The 18,669-nt window shown below is 30.6% G+C and carries 15 protein-coding genes; 1 reads left to right on the forward strand and 14 read right to left on the reverse strand.

Annotated features, from left to right (window positions below):
* Nucleotides 1-133: 133 nt before the first annotated feature.
* Complete coding sequence (gene rsgA / locus ACI48P_RS17205; protein ID WP_475218013.1) at nt 134-1,357, reverse strand: ribosome small subunit-dependent GTPase A; 1,224 nt, start codon at nt 1,355-1,357, stop codon at nt 134-136.
* A 366-nt stretch (nt 1,358-1,723) separates the two neighbouring features.
* Complete coding sequence (locus ACI48P_RS17210) at nt 1,724-2,461, reverse strand: YdcF family protein (RefSeq protein WP_475218015.1); 738 nt, start codon at nt 2,459-2,461, stop codon at nt 1,724-1,726.
* Nucleotides 2,462-2,573: 112 nt separating this feature from the next.
* Between ACI48P_RS17210 and ACI48P_RS17215 the strand changes: the two genes are divergently transcribed.
* A complete protein-coding gene (locus ACI48P_RS17215) occupies nt 2,574-2,837 on the forward strand; it encodes a small, acid-soluble spore protein, alpha/beta type (RefSeq protein WP_475218017.1) in 264 nt (87 codons plus the stop codon).
* A gap of 145 nt (nt 2,838-2,982) precedes the next feature.
* On the opposite strand, the gene ACI48P_RS17220 is transcribed toward ACI48P_RS17215, so the two are convergent.
* The 12 genes from ACI48P_RS17220 to scfB form a co-directional block, all read right to left on the reverse strand.
* Nucleotides 2,983-3,450 (reverse strand): HugZ family pyridoxamine 5'-phosphate oxidase, encoded by a 468-nt coding sequence (locus ACI48P_RS17220; RefSeq protein WP_475218019.1) that lies wholly within the window; start codon nt 3,448-3,450, stop codon nt 2,983-2,985.
* A 225-nt stretch (nt 3,451-3,675) separates the two neighbouring features.
* Nucleotides 3,676-5,466, reverse strand: a complete 1,791-nt coding sequence (gene aspS, locus ACI48P_RS17225; protein ID WP_475218021.1) for an aspartate--tRNA ligase — start codon at nt 5,464-5,466, stop codon at nt 3,676-3,678.
* Nucleotides 5,467-5,490: 24 nt separating this feature from the next.
* On the reverse strand, nt 5,491-6,753 hold the full coding sequence (gene hisS / locus ACI48P_RS17230) for a histidine--tRNA ligase (RefSeq protein ID WP_475218023.1): 1,263 nt from the start codon (nt 6,751-6,753) through the stop codon (nt 5,491-5,493).
* Nucleotides 6,743-8,215 (reverse strand): coproporphyrinogen dehydrogenase HemZ, encoded by a 1,473-nt coding sequence (gene hemZ / locus ACI48P_RS17235; RefSeq protein ID WP_475218024.1) that lies wholly within the window; start codon nt 8,213-8,215, stop codon nt 6,743-6,745. Before hemZ ends, hisS begins: the two co-directional genes overlap by 11 nt.
* A gap of 214 nt (nt 8,216-8,429) precedes the next feature.
* A complete protein-coding gene (locus tag ACI48P_RS17240; protein ID WP_475218025.1) occupies nt 8,430-9,044 on the reverse strand; it encodes an MBL fold metallo-hydrolase in 615 nt (204 codons plus the stop codon).
* A 13-nt stretch (nt 9,045-9,057) separates the two neighbouring features.
* Nucleotides 9,058-9,507, reverse strand: coding sequence for a D-aminoacyl-tRNA deacylase (dtd, locus tag ACI48P_RS17245; RefSeq protein WP_475218027.1), 450 nt, complete (start codon nt 9,505-9,507; stop codon nt 9,058-9,060).
* Between the two features lie 8 nt (nt 9,508-9,515).
* Entirely contained in the window at nt 9,516-11,720 is a 2,205-nt protein-coding gene (locus tag ACI48P_RS17250; RefSeq protein WP_475218029.1) for a RelA/SpoT family protein, read from the reverse strand.
* 166 nt (nt 11,721-11,886) lie between these two features.
* A complete protein-coding gene (locus ACI48P_RS17255) occupies nt 11,887-12,399 on the reverse strand; it encodes an adenine phosphoribosyltransferase (RefSeq protein WP_475218031.1) in 513 nt (170 codons plus the stop codon).
* 11 nt (nt 12,400-12,410) lie between these two features.
* On the reverse strand, nt 12,411-14,882 hold the full coding sequence (gene recJ / locus ACI48P_RS17260; RefSeq protein WP_475218033.1) for a single-stranded-DNA-specific exonuclease RecJ: 2,472 nt from the start codon (nt 14,880-14,882) through the stop codon (nt 12,411-12,413).
* Between the two features lie 5 nt (nt 14,883-14,887).
* Nucleotides 14,888-16,552 carry an ABC1 kinase family protein gene (locus ACI48P_RS17265; RefSeq protein WP_475218035.1) on the reverse strand — a complete coding sequence of 555 codons (1,665 nt, stop codon included), beginning with the start codon at nt 16,550-16,552 and terminating at the stop codon, nt 14,888-14,890.
* A 66-nt stretch (nt 16,553-16,618) separates the two neighbouring features.
* On the reverse strand, nt 16,619-17,122 hold the full coding sequence (locus tag ACI48P_RS17270; RefSeq protein ID WP_475218036.1) for a gamma carbonic anhydrase family protein: 504 nt from the start codon (nt 17,120-17,122) through the stop codon (nt 16,619-16,621).
* Nucleotides 17,123-17,126: 4 nt separating this feature from the next.
* Nucleotides 17,127-18,500, reverse strand: a complete 1,374-nt coding sequence (scfB, locus tag ACI48P_RS17275) for a thioether cross-link-forming SCIFF peptide maturase (RefSeq protein ID WP_475218038.1) — start codon at nt 18,498-18,500, stop codon at nt 17,127-17,129.
* Nucleotides 18,501-18,669 lie beyond the last annotated feature (169 nt).

The raw sequence follows: 18,669 nt of genomic DNA on the forward strand, positions 1-18,669 counted from the left end.
ACTATCTTTAATAATCAAATATCATAATACATTCTTTTTATAAATAAATTCCATAATACATCCTTTTATAATTAAACACCTTCTAAAAGTTATCTTTATTAACATATCTAAGACCTTTAATTATCATTTCCTCCTAATTATTTTTCCCATAAATTTTCTTTAACCTACTTCTTTCTTTACTCTTTCTTCTTTCATTTGCATAATACAATTCTCTTTTTTGTTTTTCATAGCTTTTAAGCCTTTCTATAGATATAATTCCTTTTTTTATAGCATCTTTTATTGCACACTTGGGCTCTGTGTTATGTTTACAATCTGAAAAATAACATTCTTTTGCTATCTCTTCTATATCCGAAAAAGTACTCTCTATATCACCTTGGCTTAATTGAATTTCTCTCATACCTGGAGTATCTATTATTACTCCTCCTTCAGGTAATATCATAAGTTCTCTATAAGTAGTAGTGTGTCTTCCTTTATCATTATTTCCTATTTCACTAGTATCCTGTATTTCCATACCCATTAACTTATTAATCAATGTTGATTTTCCAACACCTGATGAACCAATGAATACCACACTATCATTGTTACTTATATTATTTTTTACATTTTCTATTCCCTCTCCAGTTAGTGAACTAACTAGTAAAATATTAATTCCAATTGAAACTTCTTCTAACTCTTTTAACCTAGCCTTTATATCCTTACATACATCAATTTTAGTTAATATTATTATTGGAGTTGCACCACTATCCCAAGCTATATTTATATATCTTTCAATTCTTCTCAAATTAAAATCATTATTTAAGGACATTGTTATAAATATTTTATCTATATTGGTAGCAATAATTTGGTCTTCCATCTTAAATCCTGCCACTTTTCTTGCAATTGTAGTCTTTCTTGGTAATATACCTTTAATTATTACCCTATCAACATCAATACTTTCTATCGCAACCCAATCACCAACAGCTGGATACTCATTTTTTTCTTCTAGACTATGTCTTAAACTTCCGCTAATGTTTCCTAATAATTCACCTTTAATTGTTATTATTTTATACAAATCCCTATGCTGAGAACTAATTCTTCCCAAATCGCATTTACTGTAATTTTCTTTCCAATACTCTTCCTGTTCTTTACTTAGCCCTAACCTATAGAGAATATCAACATTTATATTTTTATTTTCTATAATATATTTATCTTCTATTAATTTTTCATTTTCTTTTTTATATTCTAATTCCTTATCATCTTTTTCATATTTTATTACTTCTTCACCTTTTCTTACTTTTACTTCTCTTCTTAATTCTTTACTTTCAATTATTCTTGCTTTTTTTATTAATTCTTTTAGTTCTTGTTTTTCTTCTCTCATCAAGTTATGCCTCCACATTTTTAATTTTGGGCATAAAAATAGCCCTAGAATAGATTACAGCTAACTACTCCAAGGAAATAATTTACATAGTAAATATTGAATTACATTTAAAATCCGTATTTTGGAGTAGCACAATATAAAGTTTGAGTTTTCTTTGTTATATTCATTTTCATCATATTGATCCACTCCTCTCATAATTTAATAATATCATTGTAACAATATATCATAATATTATCAAGATATTTTTCTAAATATTCAGATTATATATAATTATTTATCTCTATATACTTTTATAATTTTAGATTTTGTAATAATAGTAATCTAACTTAGTAACTATATATGTATCTAAAATATTTAAAATATCTGCTATCTATCTAATATTATTGACTTAGTTAAGGCAAAACATTCTCTCAAATAATAAACTGGCTTAAATTGAGTTAATGAATTGCTTGTATAGAATGTTACCTCCTCAAATCCATTTCTTTTGGCAAGAATACTACTTCTATAAGCATGAAAATCAGTAGTCACAACTTTTATATTTAGATCTTCTATACTTTTACCACTATGCTCTTCTATTTTTTCTCTAGAGTATTTAAAGTTTTCATATGTATTTGTAGATTTATCTTCCATTATTATTTTATCTTCACTTACACCATCTTCTATTAAATAATTTTTCATAGCCAAAGCTTCTGATATATTTTCTCCGCTTCCCTTTCCTCCTGATACTACTATGTATAAATCATCATTAGTTCTATCTATATATTCAATAGCTGTATCCAATCTACCCCTTAGAGTCAAACTTGGTGTATTTTGTTTGACCGATGCTCCTAATATTATCATATACTCACTTTGTTCCTTATAATTATGTTTTGGATATAAAACTATCAAACTTTCAATAATAATAAAAATTATACCCACTATAATCATAACTATTTTTAAAGCCTTATATATATTTTTATTTTCTTTAATATTATTTTTTGTAAACTGAAATACTGCTAAAACAGCTGCAATTACTAAAAATGAACCGCTAAAAGCTAGTCCTCCATACACAACCTTTAAATATATGTAATATAAAACACAAATCCCACTTAATAATAAATACATAATACACCTCCTTCATATATATGTATGTTAATTTTAATAAGACTATTTGTTATATTTTTTTACATTAGGTAAATTATAATACTAAAATCTTAAATAGAAAAGGATGTTATATATGACTAATCAAGTAGTAAACCCAAATGCAAAAGCAGCATTAAATATGCTTAAGATGGAAATAGCAAATGAGCTTGGATATAATTATAACCCTGTAAGCGATAAAATCGAAAGTAATGCTCCTCAAGGCACTCTTGAAGGCGCTGCTAAAAATGTACTTGCAGGTGAGCAAGTTGGAGGTCAAATGACTAAAAACCTTGTTTCTAGAGGTGAAGAAGCCCTTATAGAGCTATATGCTAAAAATAATTTAATAAATCGCTCTTAATCTATACTTTATAAATAAATCCAAGAGATTTATTTATATTAATCAATTATTTAAGGTATTATTTAATTGTTTAATACATTATATTGTTTTTATATACTAAAATAGCTATCGATAACTAACTTAGTTTTCAATAGCTATTTTAATGTTATTTAGATTTATGTCCTACATCACTTACATGTGATAGCTCATATTTACCATTTTCTATTCTTACATCAAAGGCTTGCCCAAAACCTTTTACATATCTTCCCTTTTTAGGCACTATCTTAAACATATTAAAGTCCATAGTTCTTAATACTGATACCATAGAAGGGTCATGTACTTCATTAAATTTATCAAATATTTTTTCTTCTACATTTTCTAATTTAAAAGCTTCGCCTTCAAAAGTTACTCTTTCCCTTGCAAATATAGTTTTTGCATCTTTTTCATCTTCTATAATCATTACTGAGCAATCTTTATTTTCACTTAAATTATAATAGTGATTCGCTGCTTTACTTAAGTATACATATATATAATTTTCAACAATAACAAAAGGTGCATAGCTTGATTCTGGGAATTTATTTTTATTTAGTGAGCTTATTATTAATGTTTTTTGATTTTTTATTAAATTTTCCATTTATATTTAACACTCCTATCCACAATAATATTTTAACGTATTTCTTCTAAACTAGATATATATTAAATAATCCTAATTGTTCCGCTATTTTATTTATACCAACTAGTATTTCATAAATACCAAATACTACTCACTTTTTATATTTTTATTAATATACTTCAAATATATAATTCATTAAAATATAAAAAAGGGCTGTATCAAAATACTTTGATACAGCCTCTTTATCTACTCTTTATCAGCTATGTTTACTTTTATACTTAACTCGTCTAATTGACCTTCTTCAGCTACAGCTGGTGCATTTGTCATAGGACAAACAGCACTTTGGTTTTTAGGGAATGCTATAACATCTTTGATGTTCGTAGTTCCAGCAAGTATCATTACAAGTCTATCAAGACCAAATGCTATACCTGCATGTGGTGGTGTTCCATATTTAAATGCATCTAATAAGAATCCAAATTTCTCCCTAGCTTCTTCTTCAGAGAATCCTAGAGCCTTGAACATTTTTTGTTGTACGTCTGCGTTAAATATTCTAACACTTCCTCCACCAACTTCATATCCGTTTATTACTATATCATAAGCCTTAGCTCTTAAAGATGCTTTGTCATCTCCTTCAAGCTTGTCTATGTCTTCATCAAGTGGTGATGTGAATGGGTGATGTTTAGCAACCTTTCTTCCTGTTTCTTCATCTTCTTCAAATACAGGGAATTCAGTTACCCATAACATGTTATAAACACTGTTATCTAACATATCAAGTCTTCTAGCAACCTCAAGTCTAACTTGTCCTAAGGCATCAAATACTACAGTATTCTTATCAGCAACGAATAATAATAAGTCGCCAGCTTCAGCGTTCATTCTATCTAATATAGCAGTCATTTCTTCTTCACTGAAGAACTTAGCTATAGGAGAAGTAACTTCTCTGTTTTCACCTATTCTCATCCAAGCAAGACCTTTAGCCTTGTAAGTCTTAGCATGATCTTCTATCTTACTTAATTGCTTTTTGCTTATTGCTTCAGATTGACCTTTAACGTTTATACCTCTAACACTCATACCATCTACAGTAGCATTAGCAAATACTCCGAATCCACAGTCTTTAACTAAATCAGATATGTTAGTTAACTCAAATCCAAATCTAGTATCAGGCTTATCTGATCCGTATCTTTCCATAGCTTCAGCATAAGTCATAACTGGCAGTGGTAATTGAACCTCAACGTTTAAAGTTTCTTTGAATACTCTTTGAACCATTTTTTCCATTATGTTCATAACATCTTGTTGCTCAACAAATGACATCTCACAGTCTATTTGAGTAAACTCTGGTTGTCTGTCAGCTCTTAAGTCTTCATCTCTGAAACACTTAACTATTTGGAAGTATCTATCCATACCACTTACCATTAATAATTGCTTAAATAATTGTGGTGATTGTGGTAAAGCATAGAATTTACCTTCATTAACTCTACTTGGTACTAAGTAGTCTCTAGCTCCTTCTGGAGTAGGTTTTATTAAGAAAGGTGTTTCTATTTCAAAGAAGTTGTTTTCAGATAAGTAGTTTCTAACTATGTTTGCTACTCTACTTCTTAACATTAATGTCTTTTGCATAGAAGGCTTTCTTAAGTCTAAGTATCTATACTTTAATCTTAATTCTTCAGAAACATTGTCATTATCTTTTATGTATATTGGTGGTGTTTCTGATGAATTTAATAATCTTAATTCTGTAGCGAATATTTCTATATCCCCTGTTGGCATGTTAGGGTTTTTAGAAGATCTCTCAGCTACCTTTCCTTTTACAGCTATTACAAATTCTGATCCTAATTTTTCTGCTTTAGCAAAAGCTTCTGCATTTACTTCAGTATCGAATATTATTTGGCATAATCCACTTCTATCTCTTAAGTCAACGAATACTAGTCCACCTAAGTTTCTTTTCTTTTGCACCCATCCCATAAGTACAACTTCTTCATCTATGTTGTTTGCTCTAAGATCTCCACAATAGTGAGTTCTCTTTAATCCATTTAGAGTTTCCATCTATATTCTCCCTCCTACGGTCCTTTATAATCTTTGCTTTAACTCTTCAACAAGCTCGCTTAATTTTACTGTAGTTTGTTCTGAAGTTGACATGTTCTTTAAAGTTACACTGTCATTTTCTAACTCTGTATCACCTATTACTACTGTAAATTTAGCGTTTATTTTGTCTGAGTATTTAAATTGCGCTTTCATACTTCTGTCTAAGTGGTCGTTGTCTGCACTTATATGATTATATCTTAAATCTTTAAGTAATTTAAAACTCTTTATTTTTGCTGCGTCTCCTAATGTTGCTATGAATATATCTGTTGACTTTGGATTTTCTATTTCTATGTTGTTATTTTCTAACGTTAGTAATAGTCTTTCTGCTCCAAGTCCAAATCCTATTCCGCTTACGCCTTTAGGTCCTCCTAGTTGTTCTACTAGTCCGTCGTATCTTCCTCCACCACAAACTGTACTTTGAGATCCTATATCGTTAGATATTATTTCAAATGCAGTTTTCTTGTAGTAGTCCAGTCCTCTAACTATAGTTTTATCAACTACGAAGTTTATATCCATTTCTCTTAGATATTCTTGTAATTTATCAAAGTGAGTTTTACAATCTTCACATATATGATCTATCATGAAAGGTATATCTGTTAAGTTTTCTTGACACTTAGGGTTTTTACAATCTATAACTCTCATTGGATTTTTATCTTTTCTGTCTAAGCATGTCTCACATAAAACATCTACTTTTGCATCAAGATATTCTTTTAATTTAGCGTTGTACTCAGCTCTACAAGTTGGACATCCAACAGAGTTTATACTTACTGCTAAATCTTTTAATCCAACTTCATTAAAGAATTGGTAAGCTAATGCTATTACTTCAGCATCTAGTGATGGATTATCACTTCCTAATGCTTCTATACCAAATTGATGGAATTGTCTTTGTCTACCAGCTTGAGGTCTTTCGTATCTAAAGCATGGTGTTATGTAAAATAACTTTGTTGGTTGAGTGTCTGCATATAATTTATTTTCTATAAATGCTCTAACTACGCCAGCAGTTCCTTCAGGCTTTAAAGTTATATCTCTATCACCTTTATCTGTAAATGAATACATTTCCTTTTGAACTATATCTGTTGTATCTCCAACACTTCTTTTGAAAAGTTCCGTATGTTCAAATACTGGAGTTCTCATTTCTTCGTATCCAAATAATGAACATATTTCTCTAAATTTGTTCTCTACATAATTCCATTTGTATGCATCTTTTGGAGTTATGTCTTTTGTTCCTCTAGGAGCTTTAGTTAACATTTTTGTATACCTCCTCTTTCTTTCTATCTATCATTTCGTCTACTCTATCTATATATTGCTCGACGTTTTTTACATTTTCTACTCTTTCGATTCTATCTTCATCAACATATACAAATTTAGAAATAGCTCCAGCACCTAATGCATAGTTACTTTGCTTTTCTTCCATGATTTGTATATTGTATATACACTCGTATCCTTCTTTAGCATATCCTATGTTTTCTAAGTTACCTAACATGTGCTTTTGACGATACATATAATATGGATTAAGTCCCATATCCTTTGCATATTCCATTGATAAATCTATCATCTTTATCATTTCTTCATATCTTGTAAGCTCATACTTATCAAGATTTTCCTTTAGCTTAGAAGCTCTTTTTATAGCTAAAGTATGAACAGTTAAACTTTCTGGAGAAAGCTTCTTGATTTCTTCAAGAGTATTTCTAACCATGTCTAAATCTTCACCTTCTAGGCCTAGTATTAAATCCATATTAATATTATCAAAGCCTAATTCTCTTGCCATATTAAAGCAGTCTATAATATCAGATACCTTGTGATCTCTACCAATCTTTACTAAAGTTTCATCATTCATAGTTTGAGGATTTATACTAATTCTGCTTACGTCATGTTTCTTTAAAGTCTCTAACTTTTCTCTAGTAATAGAATCTGGTCTACCAGCTTCCACTGTAAATTCTTTAATCTTACTTAAGTCTAACTCTTTATATAAAGCTGTTATAAGAATATCTAATTCTTCCGCTTCTAGAGCAGTCGGAGTACCTCCACCTATATAAAGTGTTTCTATCTCTTTATTAGTTTCCTCAAGTAATTTAGCTAGACCTTTAATTTCTTCAATTAACTTATAAACATATTCTCTTCTTAAATGTCCAAATTGCTTTAGTGGATTTGCAGGGAATGAACAGTAATAGCATCTTGTTGGACAAAACGGTATACTTACATATAAAGAAATTTTATTTTTATCTATTGGATAAATAAACAGCCTTTCTCTTTTCGCTATATCAAGAGCTAAATCTATCTTCTCATCTCTAATTAAATAATTTGACTTTAAATTTTCTCTTATAGACTCTTCATCCATACCCTTATCAAGTAAAGTATGAACAATCTTAACAGGTCTTATTCCAGTAAGAATTCCCCATGGCACATATGAATTATAAAGCTTCATAAGCACATGGTACATACTTCTTTTAATAACTTCCTTAGTAACCTTCTTAACTTCTTGTTCCGATAAATTACTAATATCTACATGTTCTTTATGCTCATATCTCACATTAAAATTCTCAAAGCACTGAGTCTTTGAAATTATAATATTTTTATGCGAAATAACAGTATTCTCCAAACATCTTGCAAAATTTTTCTCAGTAACAAACTCAAATTGAGTAGTAAATAATTTTAATAACTCAGCAACCTCGTACTTAAAATCATGTCCATTTAAAACTACACTTATCATCTACACTACTCCTTCTATCTAGTAAGAAGAATACCCATCATGTCCCAAGTACACAAGGTATAAAAGCTACGCCCTTCATGTAGCATAGCCTAACGGCGAAGTGGCACGAAGAGATAAATCAAAGTTAAGCCTCATTTTCAGAGCGCTTTTCAGCTATGATTGAGGTCGAACTTTGATTTATCTCGAGTGCCACGAAGCCCCCGTTAGGGTAAACCTACATATAAGGGTTAGTAGCCTTTTCTATCCCTAGTGTAGTACTAGGACCATGACCTGGGTATACCCTCACATTATCTTCAAATTTGGCTAGTTTTTTAAGAGATTTATCTATCTGCTTATAGTCTCCTCCATAAAGATCTGTTCTACCCATACTTCCTTTAAATAAAGTATCTCCAGTAAACATATCATCACCAATTCTTATACACATACCACCTTTAGTATGTCCTGGTGTGTGGATAAATCTAACCTTTAAATCTCCAACTTCTAATCTATCTTTATCATTAACGTACATATCGGCTTCAAACTGTTGTGCTCCGCAACGCATACTTGAACTTAAATTTTTCTTATGATCCATTAGTAATTCAGCTTCGTCAGTATGAGCAACTACCTTTGCACCAGTCTTAGCTTTAAGCTCTTTAACTCCACCAATATGGTCTCCATGACCATGAGTTAATAATATATACTCTATTTCTAATGAGTTTTTTTCTAAAACTCTTAAAATATCTTTATAGTCTCCACCTGGATCTATAACTGCACACTTTTTAGTTTTTTCATCACCAACTATATAAGTATTCACTCCGAAGTATGGTTCAACTACTTTTTCTAATATCATAAATTTATCCCCCTTATAATATCTTGCTAGAATCTAATAACATAGTTACAGGACCGTCATTAGTTAAGTCTACCATCATATGTGCTCCAAATTGTCCAGTTCCTACAGTTATACCTTCTGCTTTTACCCTTCTAACAAATTCTTCGTATAATTGATTTGCCATATCAGGTTTAGCTGCATTTGAGAAACTTGGTCTTCTTCCTTTTCTACAATCTCCATATAGTGTAAATTGAGAAACTACTAAAAGTTCTCCTCCTACATCTTTTAAAGATAAGTTCATCTTATCATTTTCATCTTCGAAGATTCTTAGATTTAATACTTTATCTATCATATAATCAACATCACTACTGTTGTCTTCATGAGTTACCCCTAATAAAACAAGTAATCCCTTGTTAATTTGACCTGTCACAGCCTCATCTACAGTAACTTTAGAAGAAGATACTCTTTGTACTACTGCTCTCATAATTCCTCCTAGTTTACAACTCTATAAATATCTTCAACACCCGGTATTGCTCTAATTTTTTTCATAACTAAGTTTAGCTCTTGTATATCATCAACTTCTAAAAGTAAATTTACCGTTACTACGCTTTCTTTACCTTTTCTAGCATTTATACCATTTAAACTGACCTTCTCCATAGCTACAATATGTGTTATATCATTTATTATGCCTTTTCTATCATTGCACTTTACTTGAACTTCAGCTTCAAATTTTGATTTTGATGTTGCCGCCCATGATACTTCTACTAATCTATTTTGGAAAAAGTCCCCATCAACATTTGCATTTGGGCAATCCGTTCTATGAACAGCAACTCCTCTTCCCTTAGTTATATATCCTACTATCTCATCTCCAGGTAGTGGATTACAACATTTTGCGAATCTGACTAGTATATTATCTAGACCTTTTACAATAATACCTTGTGGTGCATTTTTCTTTCTCTTTTTACTGTATTCAGTATCACTAACATTATGCTTGCTAAGCTCTTCTAATTCATGTTTATCTTTTTGAACCTTTTTAACTTCTTTTTCATAGTAATCTCTTACCTTAGGAACAACCTGCGATACCATTATTCCACCATAACCAATAGTTGCAACTAAATCTTCAACTGAAGGTTGGTTAAATTTCTTAGCCATTTGTACCATGTATTTATCTATCGCTGGATCTTTTTGAGGCAAATTATATTTTTTAAATTCTTTTTCTAATAATTCATTACCTCTATCTAGATTTTCTTCTCTTCTTTCTTTTCTAAACCACTGTCTAATTCTACTCTTTGCGTTTGGAGTTTTAACAATGTTTAACCAGTCTCTACTTGGACCTTGTGAATTTGTTGAAGTTAAGATTTCTACTATAGTTCCATTTTGAAGTTTGTAATCAATAGGTACTATTCTCCCATCTATTTTTGCACCTACACATTTATTCCCTACATTCGTGTGTACTCTATATGCAAAGTCTATAGGTGTAGAACCTGCTGGAAGTTCAACTACATCTCCTTTTGGCGTAAATACATAAACCTGACTGTTAAATACATCATCCTTAAGAGCATCCATAAATTCTTGTGGGTCTTTTAAATCTTTTTCCCACTCCATCATTTGTCTTAGCCATTGAAGTTTTTCTTCAATATTACCTTTAACACTGCTCTTACCTTCTTTATATTTCCAGTGAGCTGCAATTCCGTATTCTGCAATATTATGCATCTCTTTTGTTCTTATTTGTATTTCTACAGGCTCTCCATCAGGACCTATAACTGTCGTATGAAGAGATTGATATAAGTTTGGCTTTGGCATTGCTATATAGTCTTTAAAACGACCTGGTATTGGTGTCCATAATGTATGTACCATACCAAGAACTGCATAACAATCTTTAACATTATCTACAAGTATTCTTACAGCTGTTAAATCGAATATTTCATCAAAGCCTTTATGCTTATTTTGCATCTTACTATATATACTATAGAAGTGTTTTGGTCTACCATATACCTCACAAGGTATCTTTACTTCTTCAAACTTTTCATTTAATAATTGCACTATTTTCTCAATATATGCTTCTCTCTGACTTCTTTTCATAGATACCTTGTCTACTAAGTCATAGTATCCATCTGGATCTATATATCTTAAAGCTAAGTCTTCAAGTTCCCATTTAATCATGGAAATTCCTAGTCTATGAGCTATTCCACCATATATTTCTAGTGTTTCCTTAGCCTTAGATTTTGCCTTTTCAGGAGACATATACTTCAGTGTTCTCATATTATGTAATCTATCTGCAAGCTTTATAAGTATTACTCTTATATCCTTGGCCATTGCAAGAAACATTTTTCTTAAGTTCTCTGCTTGTGTTTCTTCCTTTGATTGATACTTTATTTGTCCTAATTTTGTTACTCCATCTACCAAATCAGCTATTTCTGTTCCAAATTCTTTTTGAATATCTTCATAAGTATATTCAGTATCTTCAACCACGTCATGAAGTAACCCTGCTGCTATGGTTTCTATATCTAGCTCCATTTCAGCTAAAAGATTAGCAACTGCTATTGGATGAATAAAGTATGGCTCACCAGACTTTCTATACTGACCCTCATGTGCTTTTTTCCCAAAGTAATAAGCTTTCTCTATTGTGCTCAAATCTGCATTTTGAGCATAACCTTTTATTTTATCTATTAGTTCTTGTAATTCCTTATCATGCATAATACCACCTATTTTTAAGTATGAAATTCGCTTCGCTTGAGCGACTATGTCTGCGAGTCACTTCATGTCGCCAACGTCTGCTCGGCAAGCTCGCATCCCGTTGCTCAAGTTAAAAGCGGTTATATATATTAAAATAGTTGGCAATATACCAACTATTGAAAAATGACTAGTATTTTATAAGAGAATTTATATCATATTGTGATAATTTTTCTCTTCCCTTTAAGAACTCTAGCTCTATTAAAAATTGCATAGAAACTACTTCTCCGCCTAATTTTTCTATAAGCTTGGCTGCTGCTTCCATAGTACCTCCAGTAGCTAGTAAATCATCAACTATTGCTACTCTTTGACCTGGTTTTATAGCATCTTTATGTATTTCTAATACATCAGTTCCGTACTCTAATCCATACTCATATCTCTCAGTTTCATGAGGTAACTTTCCTGGTTTTCTAACTGGAACAAATCCTATTCCTAGTCCATAAGCAACTGGTGTACCCATTAAGAATCCTCTTGCCTCTGGTCCTACTATAACATCAACCTCTTTATCTTTTAAATCTTTTATAAATTGGTCTATTGTGTACTTAAATGCTTCTCCATCTTGCATTAAAGTTGTGATATCTTTAAATCCTATACCTGGTTGTGGGAAATCTTTTACTTCTCTTATTACTTTTTTTAAATCCATTTGGACTCCTCCTAATAGCTATTTGAGTATTCTTGAGCTAACCTTTTTAGGTTGTTTAATATCAAGCTCTCGTTTAAGTCTAATTTTTTGTCTGGCTTTGGTAGTAAACTTATAAAAATCGAATTTTTTTCATTATTTAAGTTAAAATCAAGTAATGATAATTCCTTAAATACATTTAATATTGTAAACAGCTTTATAGGTATTATATTAAATACCTTTCTAATTTCCTTCATATCTATTTCAATTTCTTTTTTTGTTAGTGCCATTTTATAAACTGTAATAAATTCTTCTCTTTCCGGAACCAAGTTGTTTACAGTATTTTTTAAATATAACAAGTCTAGTTCACTATAATAGTTAATTACGCTAGCATTGCTATTTTTATTTTCATATAGATACGAATATTGACCCGTATTATATAAATAATCATAAAGAATAATATTATTATATCTTTTTAAGTCTATTTTATCAATATTAGGTGAAAATATAAGTTGTAATTTGTCAATATTTTTCTCTACAATATTATAATTCACATCAAACTCTCCATCTATAAGTGAAATATCACTCATTGCTCTATAAAATCCATTTATAGTATTTGCTATTACTAAAGTGTTATTATCAAAATAATCAAATATATTTATATCTGAGTTACCATCCATAAGACTTTTGTATTTAGATGCTTGTTCTTCATTAATAGTGTTTATTTCATATAAACTATCTTTATCCTTAGGTATTATATGTGAAAATAGTTCTAGCGATGTTTTATCATTACCTGCATTTTTAGGATGAGCTAATCTCATATCCTTAAGTAAAAACTGTACCTTTCTATTTCCCATATAATTATTTTCATCTAATTGGAATAATACATCTATTTTATCCCCTACTGTGTAGCCATCTTTTAAATATGCCATATTAAATCCTACACACTCGTAAGGTCTCTCTTTTTCTATAGTAAACTTTAAATGATTTTGATTTTTACCCATCTTACGTATGTCTGTAAGTAATCCATCCCTAACAATAAATCTTGGATTTGGGTTTTTCATTCCATAAGGTTCTAACTTATGAAGCTCTTCTACTAAATCTAGAGTTATCATGTTTTCTTCTAATTCAAACTCTACATTAACATTTTCTATCATATCATCTTCATTTAAATTATCTTTAGCAAATTCATTCACTTCATTAGCTAGTGATTCTACATTATCAGCATCTAATGCAAGCCCTGCTGCCTGATCATGTCCACCAAACTTATTTAAAAGATGCTTACTATTAACAAGAGCTTCAAATATGCTAAGACCCTTTATAGATCTCGCTGAGCCTGTAGCTTCTCCATCTTCTATTGTCAATAGTATAGTTGGCTTATAATATTTTTCAGTAAGCTTAGATGCTACTATACCTATTATTCCATGTTGCCAACCTTCTTTAGCTATTACCATTACCTTGTCATCTATGTATCTATCATTAGCCTTAATTATTTCTTCTGCTTCATGATACATTTTAGCTTCTATCATTTGTCTTTCATTGTTTTTTTCTTCTAAAATATTTGCTATTTCTATAGCTTCTTCCTTTGAATCAGTAGTAAATAGCTCTACACCAAGATATGAATATCCAAGTCTTCCAGAAGCATTTATTCTAGGGCCTATTGAAAATCCAATATGTGAAGAACCAATTTTATCTGTTTCCACACCACATACTTTTATTAGCTCTCTTAATCCTAGATTTTTTCCTTCTTTCATTAATTTTAAACCATTCTTTACGATTATTCTATTTTCATCTACTAAAGGAACAATATCACATATAGTAGCTACGGTTACTATTTCTAAATAATCATACATAGAAGTCTTAAAAACTTCTGGCGGAGTTAGGGCTTGTACCAATTTAAATGCAATTCCACATCCACAAAGTTCTTCAAATGGATATGTACAATCTTCTTGCTTCGTATTAATAACTGCATATGCATTTGGTATTTCACTTTGGCATTCATGATGGTCAGTTACTATTACATCTATACCTAACTCATTAGCTAAGCCCACTTCTTTTACTGAAGTAATACCACAGTCAACACTAATAAGTAAGTCACAACCTTGATCATGTATTATTTTTATTGCATCCTCATTTATTCCATATCCTTCTTCTAATCTGTTAGGTATATAAAATTTAGCAGGATATCCTATAGATTTAAAGTATAAACACAATACAGATGTAGATGAAACTCCATCTACATCATAATCTCCATAAATCCATATTCTTTGATTATTATCTATAGCTTTTTTTATTCTTTCTACAGCCTTCCCCATATCTTTCATTAAAAATGGGTCCCTAAGATATTCTAATGAAGGATTCATAAATATCTCAGACTCTTTTTCGCTGTTTATTCCTCTATTTTTCAAAATCTGACTTATTTCCGGGGAAATATTAAGATTCTTGCTTAATTCTGTCTCTTCTATATTTCCAGTGTATTTTAATGTCCATTTTTTGCTTAATATCAAACTCATCACCCCTTCTTGTATCTAGATCTAATAATCTTTATCACTAATAGAAGTCCTATTATAAATGATACGAAAAAGCCAGCAAATGCCATAAGCTTTATCCATATATTATTTTCTATATTAGGCGATGCAATTATTAAAGAAGATCCTACTACTATTGATGCTAGCACTAAACTCAGAGAAAGTTGAGTAGCTAAATCTGATATACAAGCTTCTAATCTAGATATTTTTACATCTTCTATCTGAACTTTTATATTGTTTTTTTCTAAATTTCTTAATATTACTTTTAATTGTTTTGGAATAGTTCTAACATCTACAAGGATTTCATCAAGACTTTGCTTTGAGTTTATAAGTATTCTTTCCGGACTAAATTTACTTAAATAATAATGCTTTAAAAACTCAGACCCAATAGAGCTTACCGAGAAATTAGGACTTAAACCTCTACCTGTACCCTCTAGAGTTATTACTGTTTTTGCCAGTGTAGTAAGTTGAGATGGCATAGTTACTTTGTACTTTCTAAAGAATCTAAACACCTCATTAAGTATATCTCCTATACTTAATTTATCTACAGGCACATCATAATAATAGTGAATTAAATATAATAAATCTTGTCTAAGACCACTTGTATCAACATCACTGTCTATTGCATCAATTTCTATTAGTAAATATATTATTCTATCTACATTTTTTTCTACTGCTGCTAGTGCAATTTCATTTAATAAAGTTAATGTTTTTTTATCTATAATTCCTACCATTCCAAAATCTATATATGATATACAATTACTACTTACAACAAATATATTACCTGGATGTGGGTCTGCATGGAAAAATCCATGTTCAAAAATTTGCTTAAATAAAGATTGAACACCTATTTCACTTATTCTCTCAACATCCCAACCAAGCTCTTTTATATACTCTGTATCACTAAGTTTTACTCCAATAATCTTTTCCATAACTAGGACTTTTGTCGTAGTGTACTCAGAGTATACCTGTGGAATATAAACATTTTCACTGTCTTCAAACATTCTTTTAAACTTTGCAGCATTTATAGCTTCAAAATTATAGTCTAACTCTCTAATTAATTGAGTTTGGAATTCTTCAATTATTGGGGATAAGTCTACATCTATATCCTTTTTGAAATCTTTTATTACGGAAGCTATACTTTGTAATATTTCTATATCTGACTTTATAGTATTTTCAATATTAGGTCTTTGTATCTTCACTATTACATCTTCGCCACTTTTTAAAGTAGCCTCATAGACTTGCCCTATTGATGCTGCTGCCATTGGTTTGTCATTAAAGTCTCTAAATACTTTATCTACTGATAATCCTACTTCTGATAAGAATATTTCTTTTGCTACTGTTGTATCAAAAACTTCCACATTATCTCTAAGTTTTGTAAGTTCATCAATAATATCTTGGTCAAATAAATCTTTTCTCGTACTAAGTATTTGACCTAACTTTACATATGTAGGTCCTAGCTCTTCAAAGGCCTTTCTAATACGCTCTCCTGTTGACATGTTTTTAATTTCTTCAGGAGGATTAGTTATCTGTATTTTATAGGCTACACCTTCTATGTTTAGCTTTTCTACTACATAACTAAATCCGTACTTGATTAGTACTTGAGCTATTTGTCTGTATCTTTTTAGGTTTTTGTAACTAATTCTCATATTAATACACTCTCCAATAGTGTGAAAAGAGGCTGTATCAAATAACTTGATACAGCTTCTTAAAGATTAGTATTTATGATGATTAGCAGTTTCAACGTAATCCACTGCTGATTTTTGTATGCTGTCTTTTTCTTCTTGTGTAAGCTCTCTTATTACTTTTGCTGGTGAGCCTAGTGCTAATACTCCAGATGGTATCTTCTTACCTGGAGGTACTAAACTACCTGCACCTATTATTGTAAATTCGCCTACTTCTGCGCCATCTAGTATTATGGATCCCATACCTATTAAAGTATTATCTGCTATTTTACATCCATGTATCAGCGCTTTGTGCCCTATAGTAACATTATTCCCTATTATTGTAGGTATATCCCATCCTGTATGTACAACACTACCATCTTGTATGTTTGTGTTTTCACCAACAGTTATAGGTTGATCGTCTCCTCTAAGTACTGATCTATACCATACACTTGAATTTCTTCCTATAGTTATGTTCCCTATAACATCTGCACTTTCTGCTATAAAAGCTGTATCGTCTATTTTAGGTTCAATACCATTATGACCCTTTATCATGACTTTACTCTCCTTCTAACATTGTTTTTGCTTGTATCATTATTGAACATTCAGTACGTTTCTTTTGCATTTCGCATCCAAGCTCATATGGCTTGCTTACATCATTATTAAAGTTCATTGCATTTGCATGACATCCACCTGAACAGTAGAATTTATTCCAACATTTTTTACAATCTTCTTTGCTATAAACATGAGCATTTTTGAAGCTTGCTCTTAATTCAGCTGGAAGTACTATTTCTTCATCTAATATGTTAGCCATTTTGAATTCTTCATTTCCAACGAATTGGTGACATGGATAAATATCTCCAGTTGGCGTTATTGCAAGGTATTCATTTCCTGCTCCACATCCTGTGATTCTCTTTATTACACATGGACCTTGGTTTAAATCTATCATGAAGTGGAAGAACTTAAAGTCATCTCCTTTAACCTTCATATCAGCGTATTCTACAGCTAACTTTTCGTACTCTGCAAATACTTGCTCCATATCTTCTTCTCTAAGTGCGTATGGATTGCTTTCATCTCCTACAACTGGCTCAACAGAAGTAAGTTTGAATCCTTCATTTGCAAAATGCATAACGTCTTTAGAGAAATCTAAGTTATCTCTAGTGAAAGTACCTCTTATATAATAGTACTTGTCTTTAGGTCTGCTTTCTATAAGCTTTTTAAACTTAGGTAATATTATGTCATGACTTCCTTTATCGTTTAAAGTTGGTCTCATATTATCATTTACTTCTTTTCTACCATCTAAACTTAATACTACATTGTGCATATTTTCATTTATGTATTCTATAGTTTCATCATCTAATAGAACTCCATTTGTAGTTATAGTAAATCTTATAACCTTATTGTTTTCTTTTTCTACACTTCTTCCGTATTCTACTAATTGCTTAACTACATCAAAGTTCATTAGTGGCTCTCCACCGAAGAAATCTATTTCTAAGTTTCTTCTGCTTCCAGAGTTAGCTATTAAGTAATCTATCCCTGCCTTACCTACTTCATAACTCATCATTTCTTTAGCTCCACCAAAATCTCCTTGAGCTGCAAAACAGTACTTACACTTTAAGTTACAGTCATGAGCAACATGTAAACATAAAGCTTTTACAACTGGCTTTCTATCTACAAAGCTTGGATGGAATTGATAAGTATCAGGCGAGTATAATAACCCTTCTTTTTCTAAAGATGCCATCTCTTCATATGCTTCTTCTACTTGTTCTTTGCTATATTGATCTTTTAATATTTCTATTATTTCTTCTTTAGTATTTTCTTTATAAAAGTCTAATACTCTGTATGCAACTTCATCAACAACGTGAACAGCGCCTCCGTTAACGTCTAAAGCTATATTATAACCATTCATTGAAAACTTATGTATCATACCCATATTTTTCCGACCTCCTAGTGTTTTTGTATTATTTCTATATGAACAATTGACCGATTTTTATTAAAACTCTACCCTTCATTATATCTCCTATGCTAAATATAGGCAATATCTTTAGACTTATCTAATACTTTGCCTTCTTTATCTTTAGCTATTATTTTTGTATAGAGCT

This window comes from Romboutsia sp. LXY-2, from assembly GCF_056171995.1.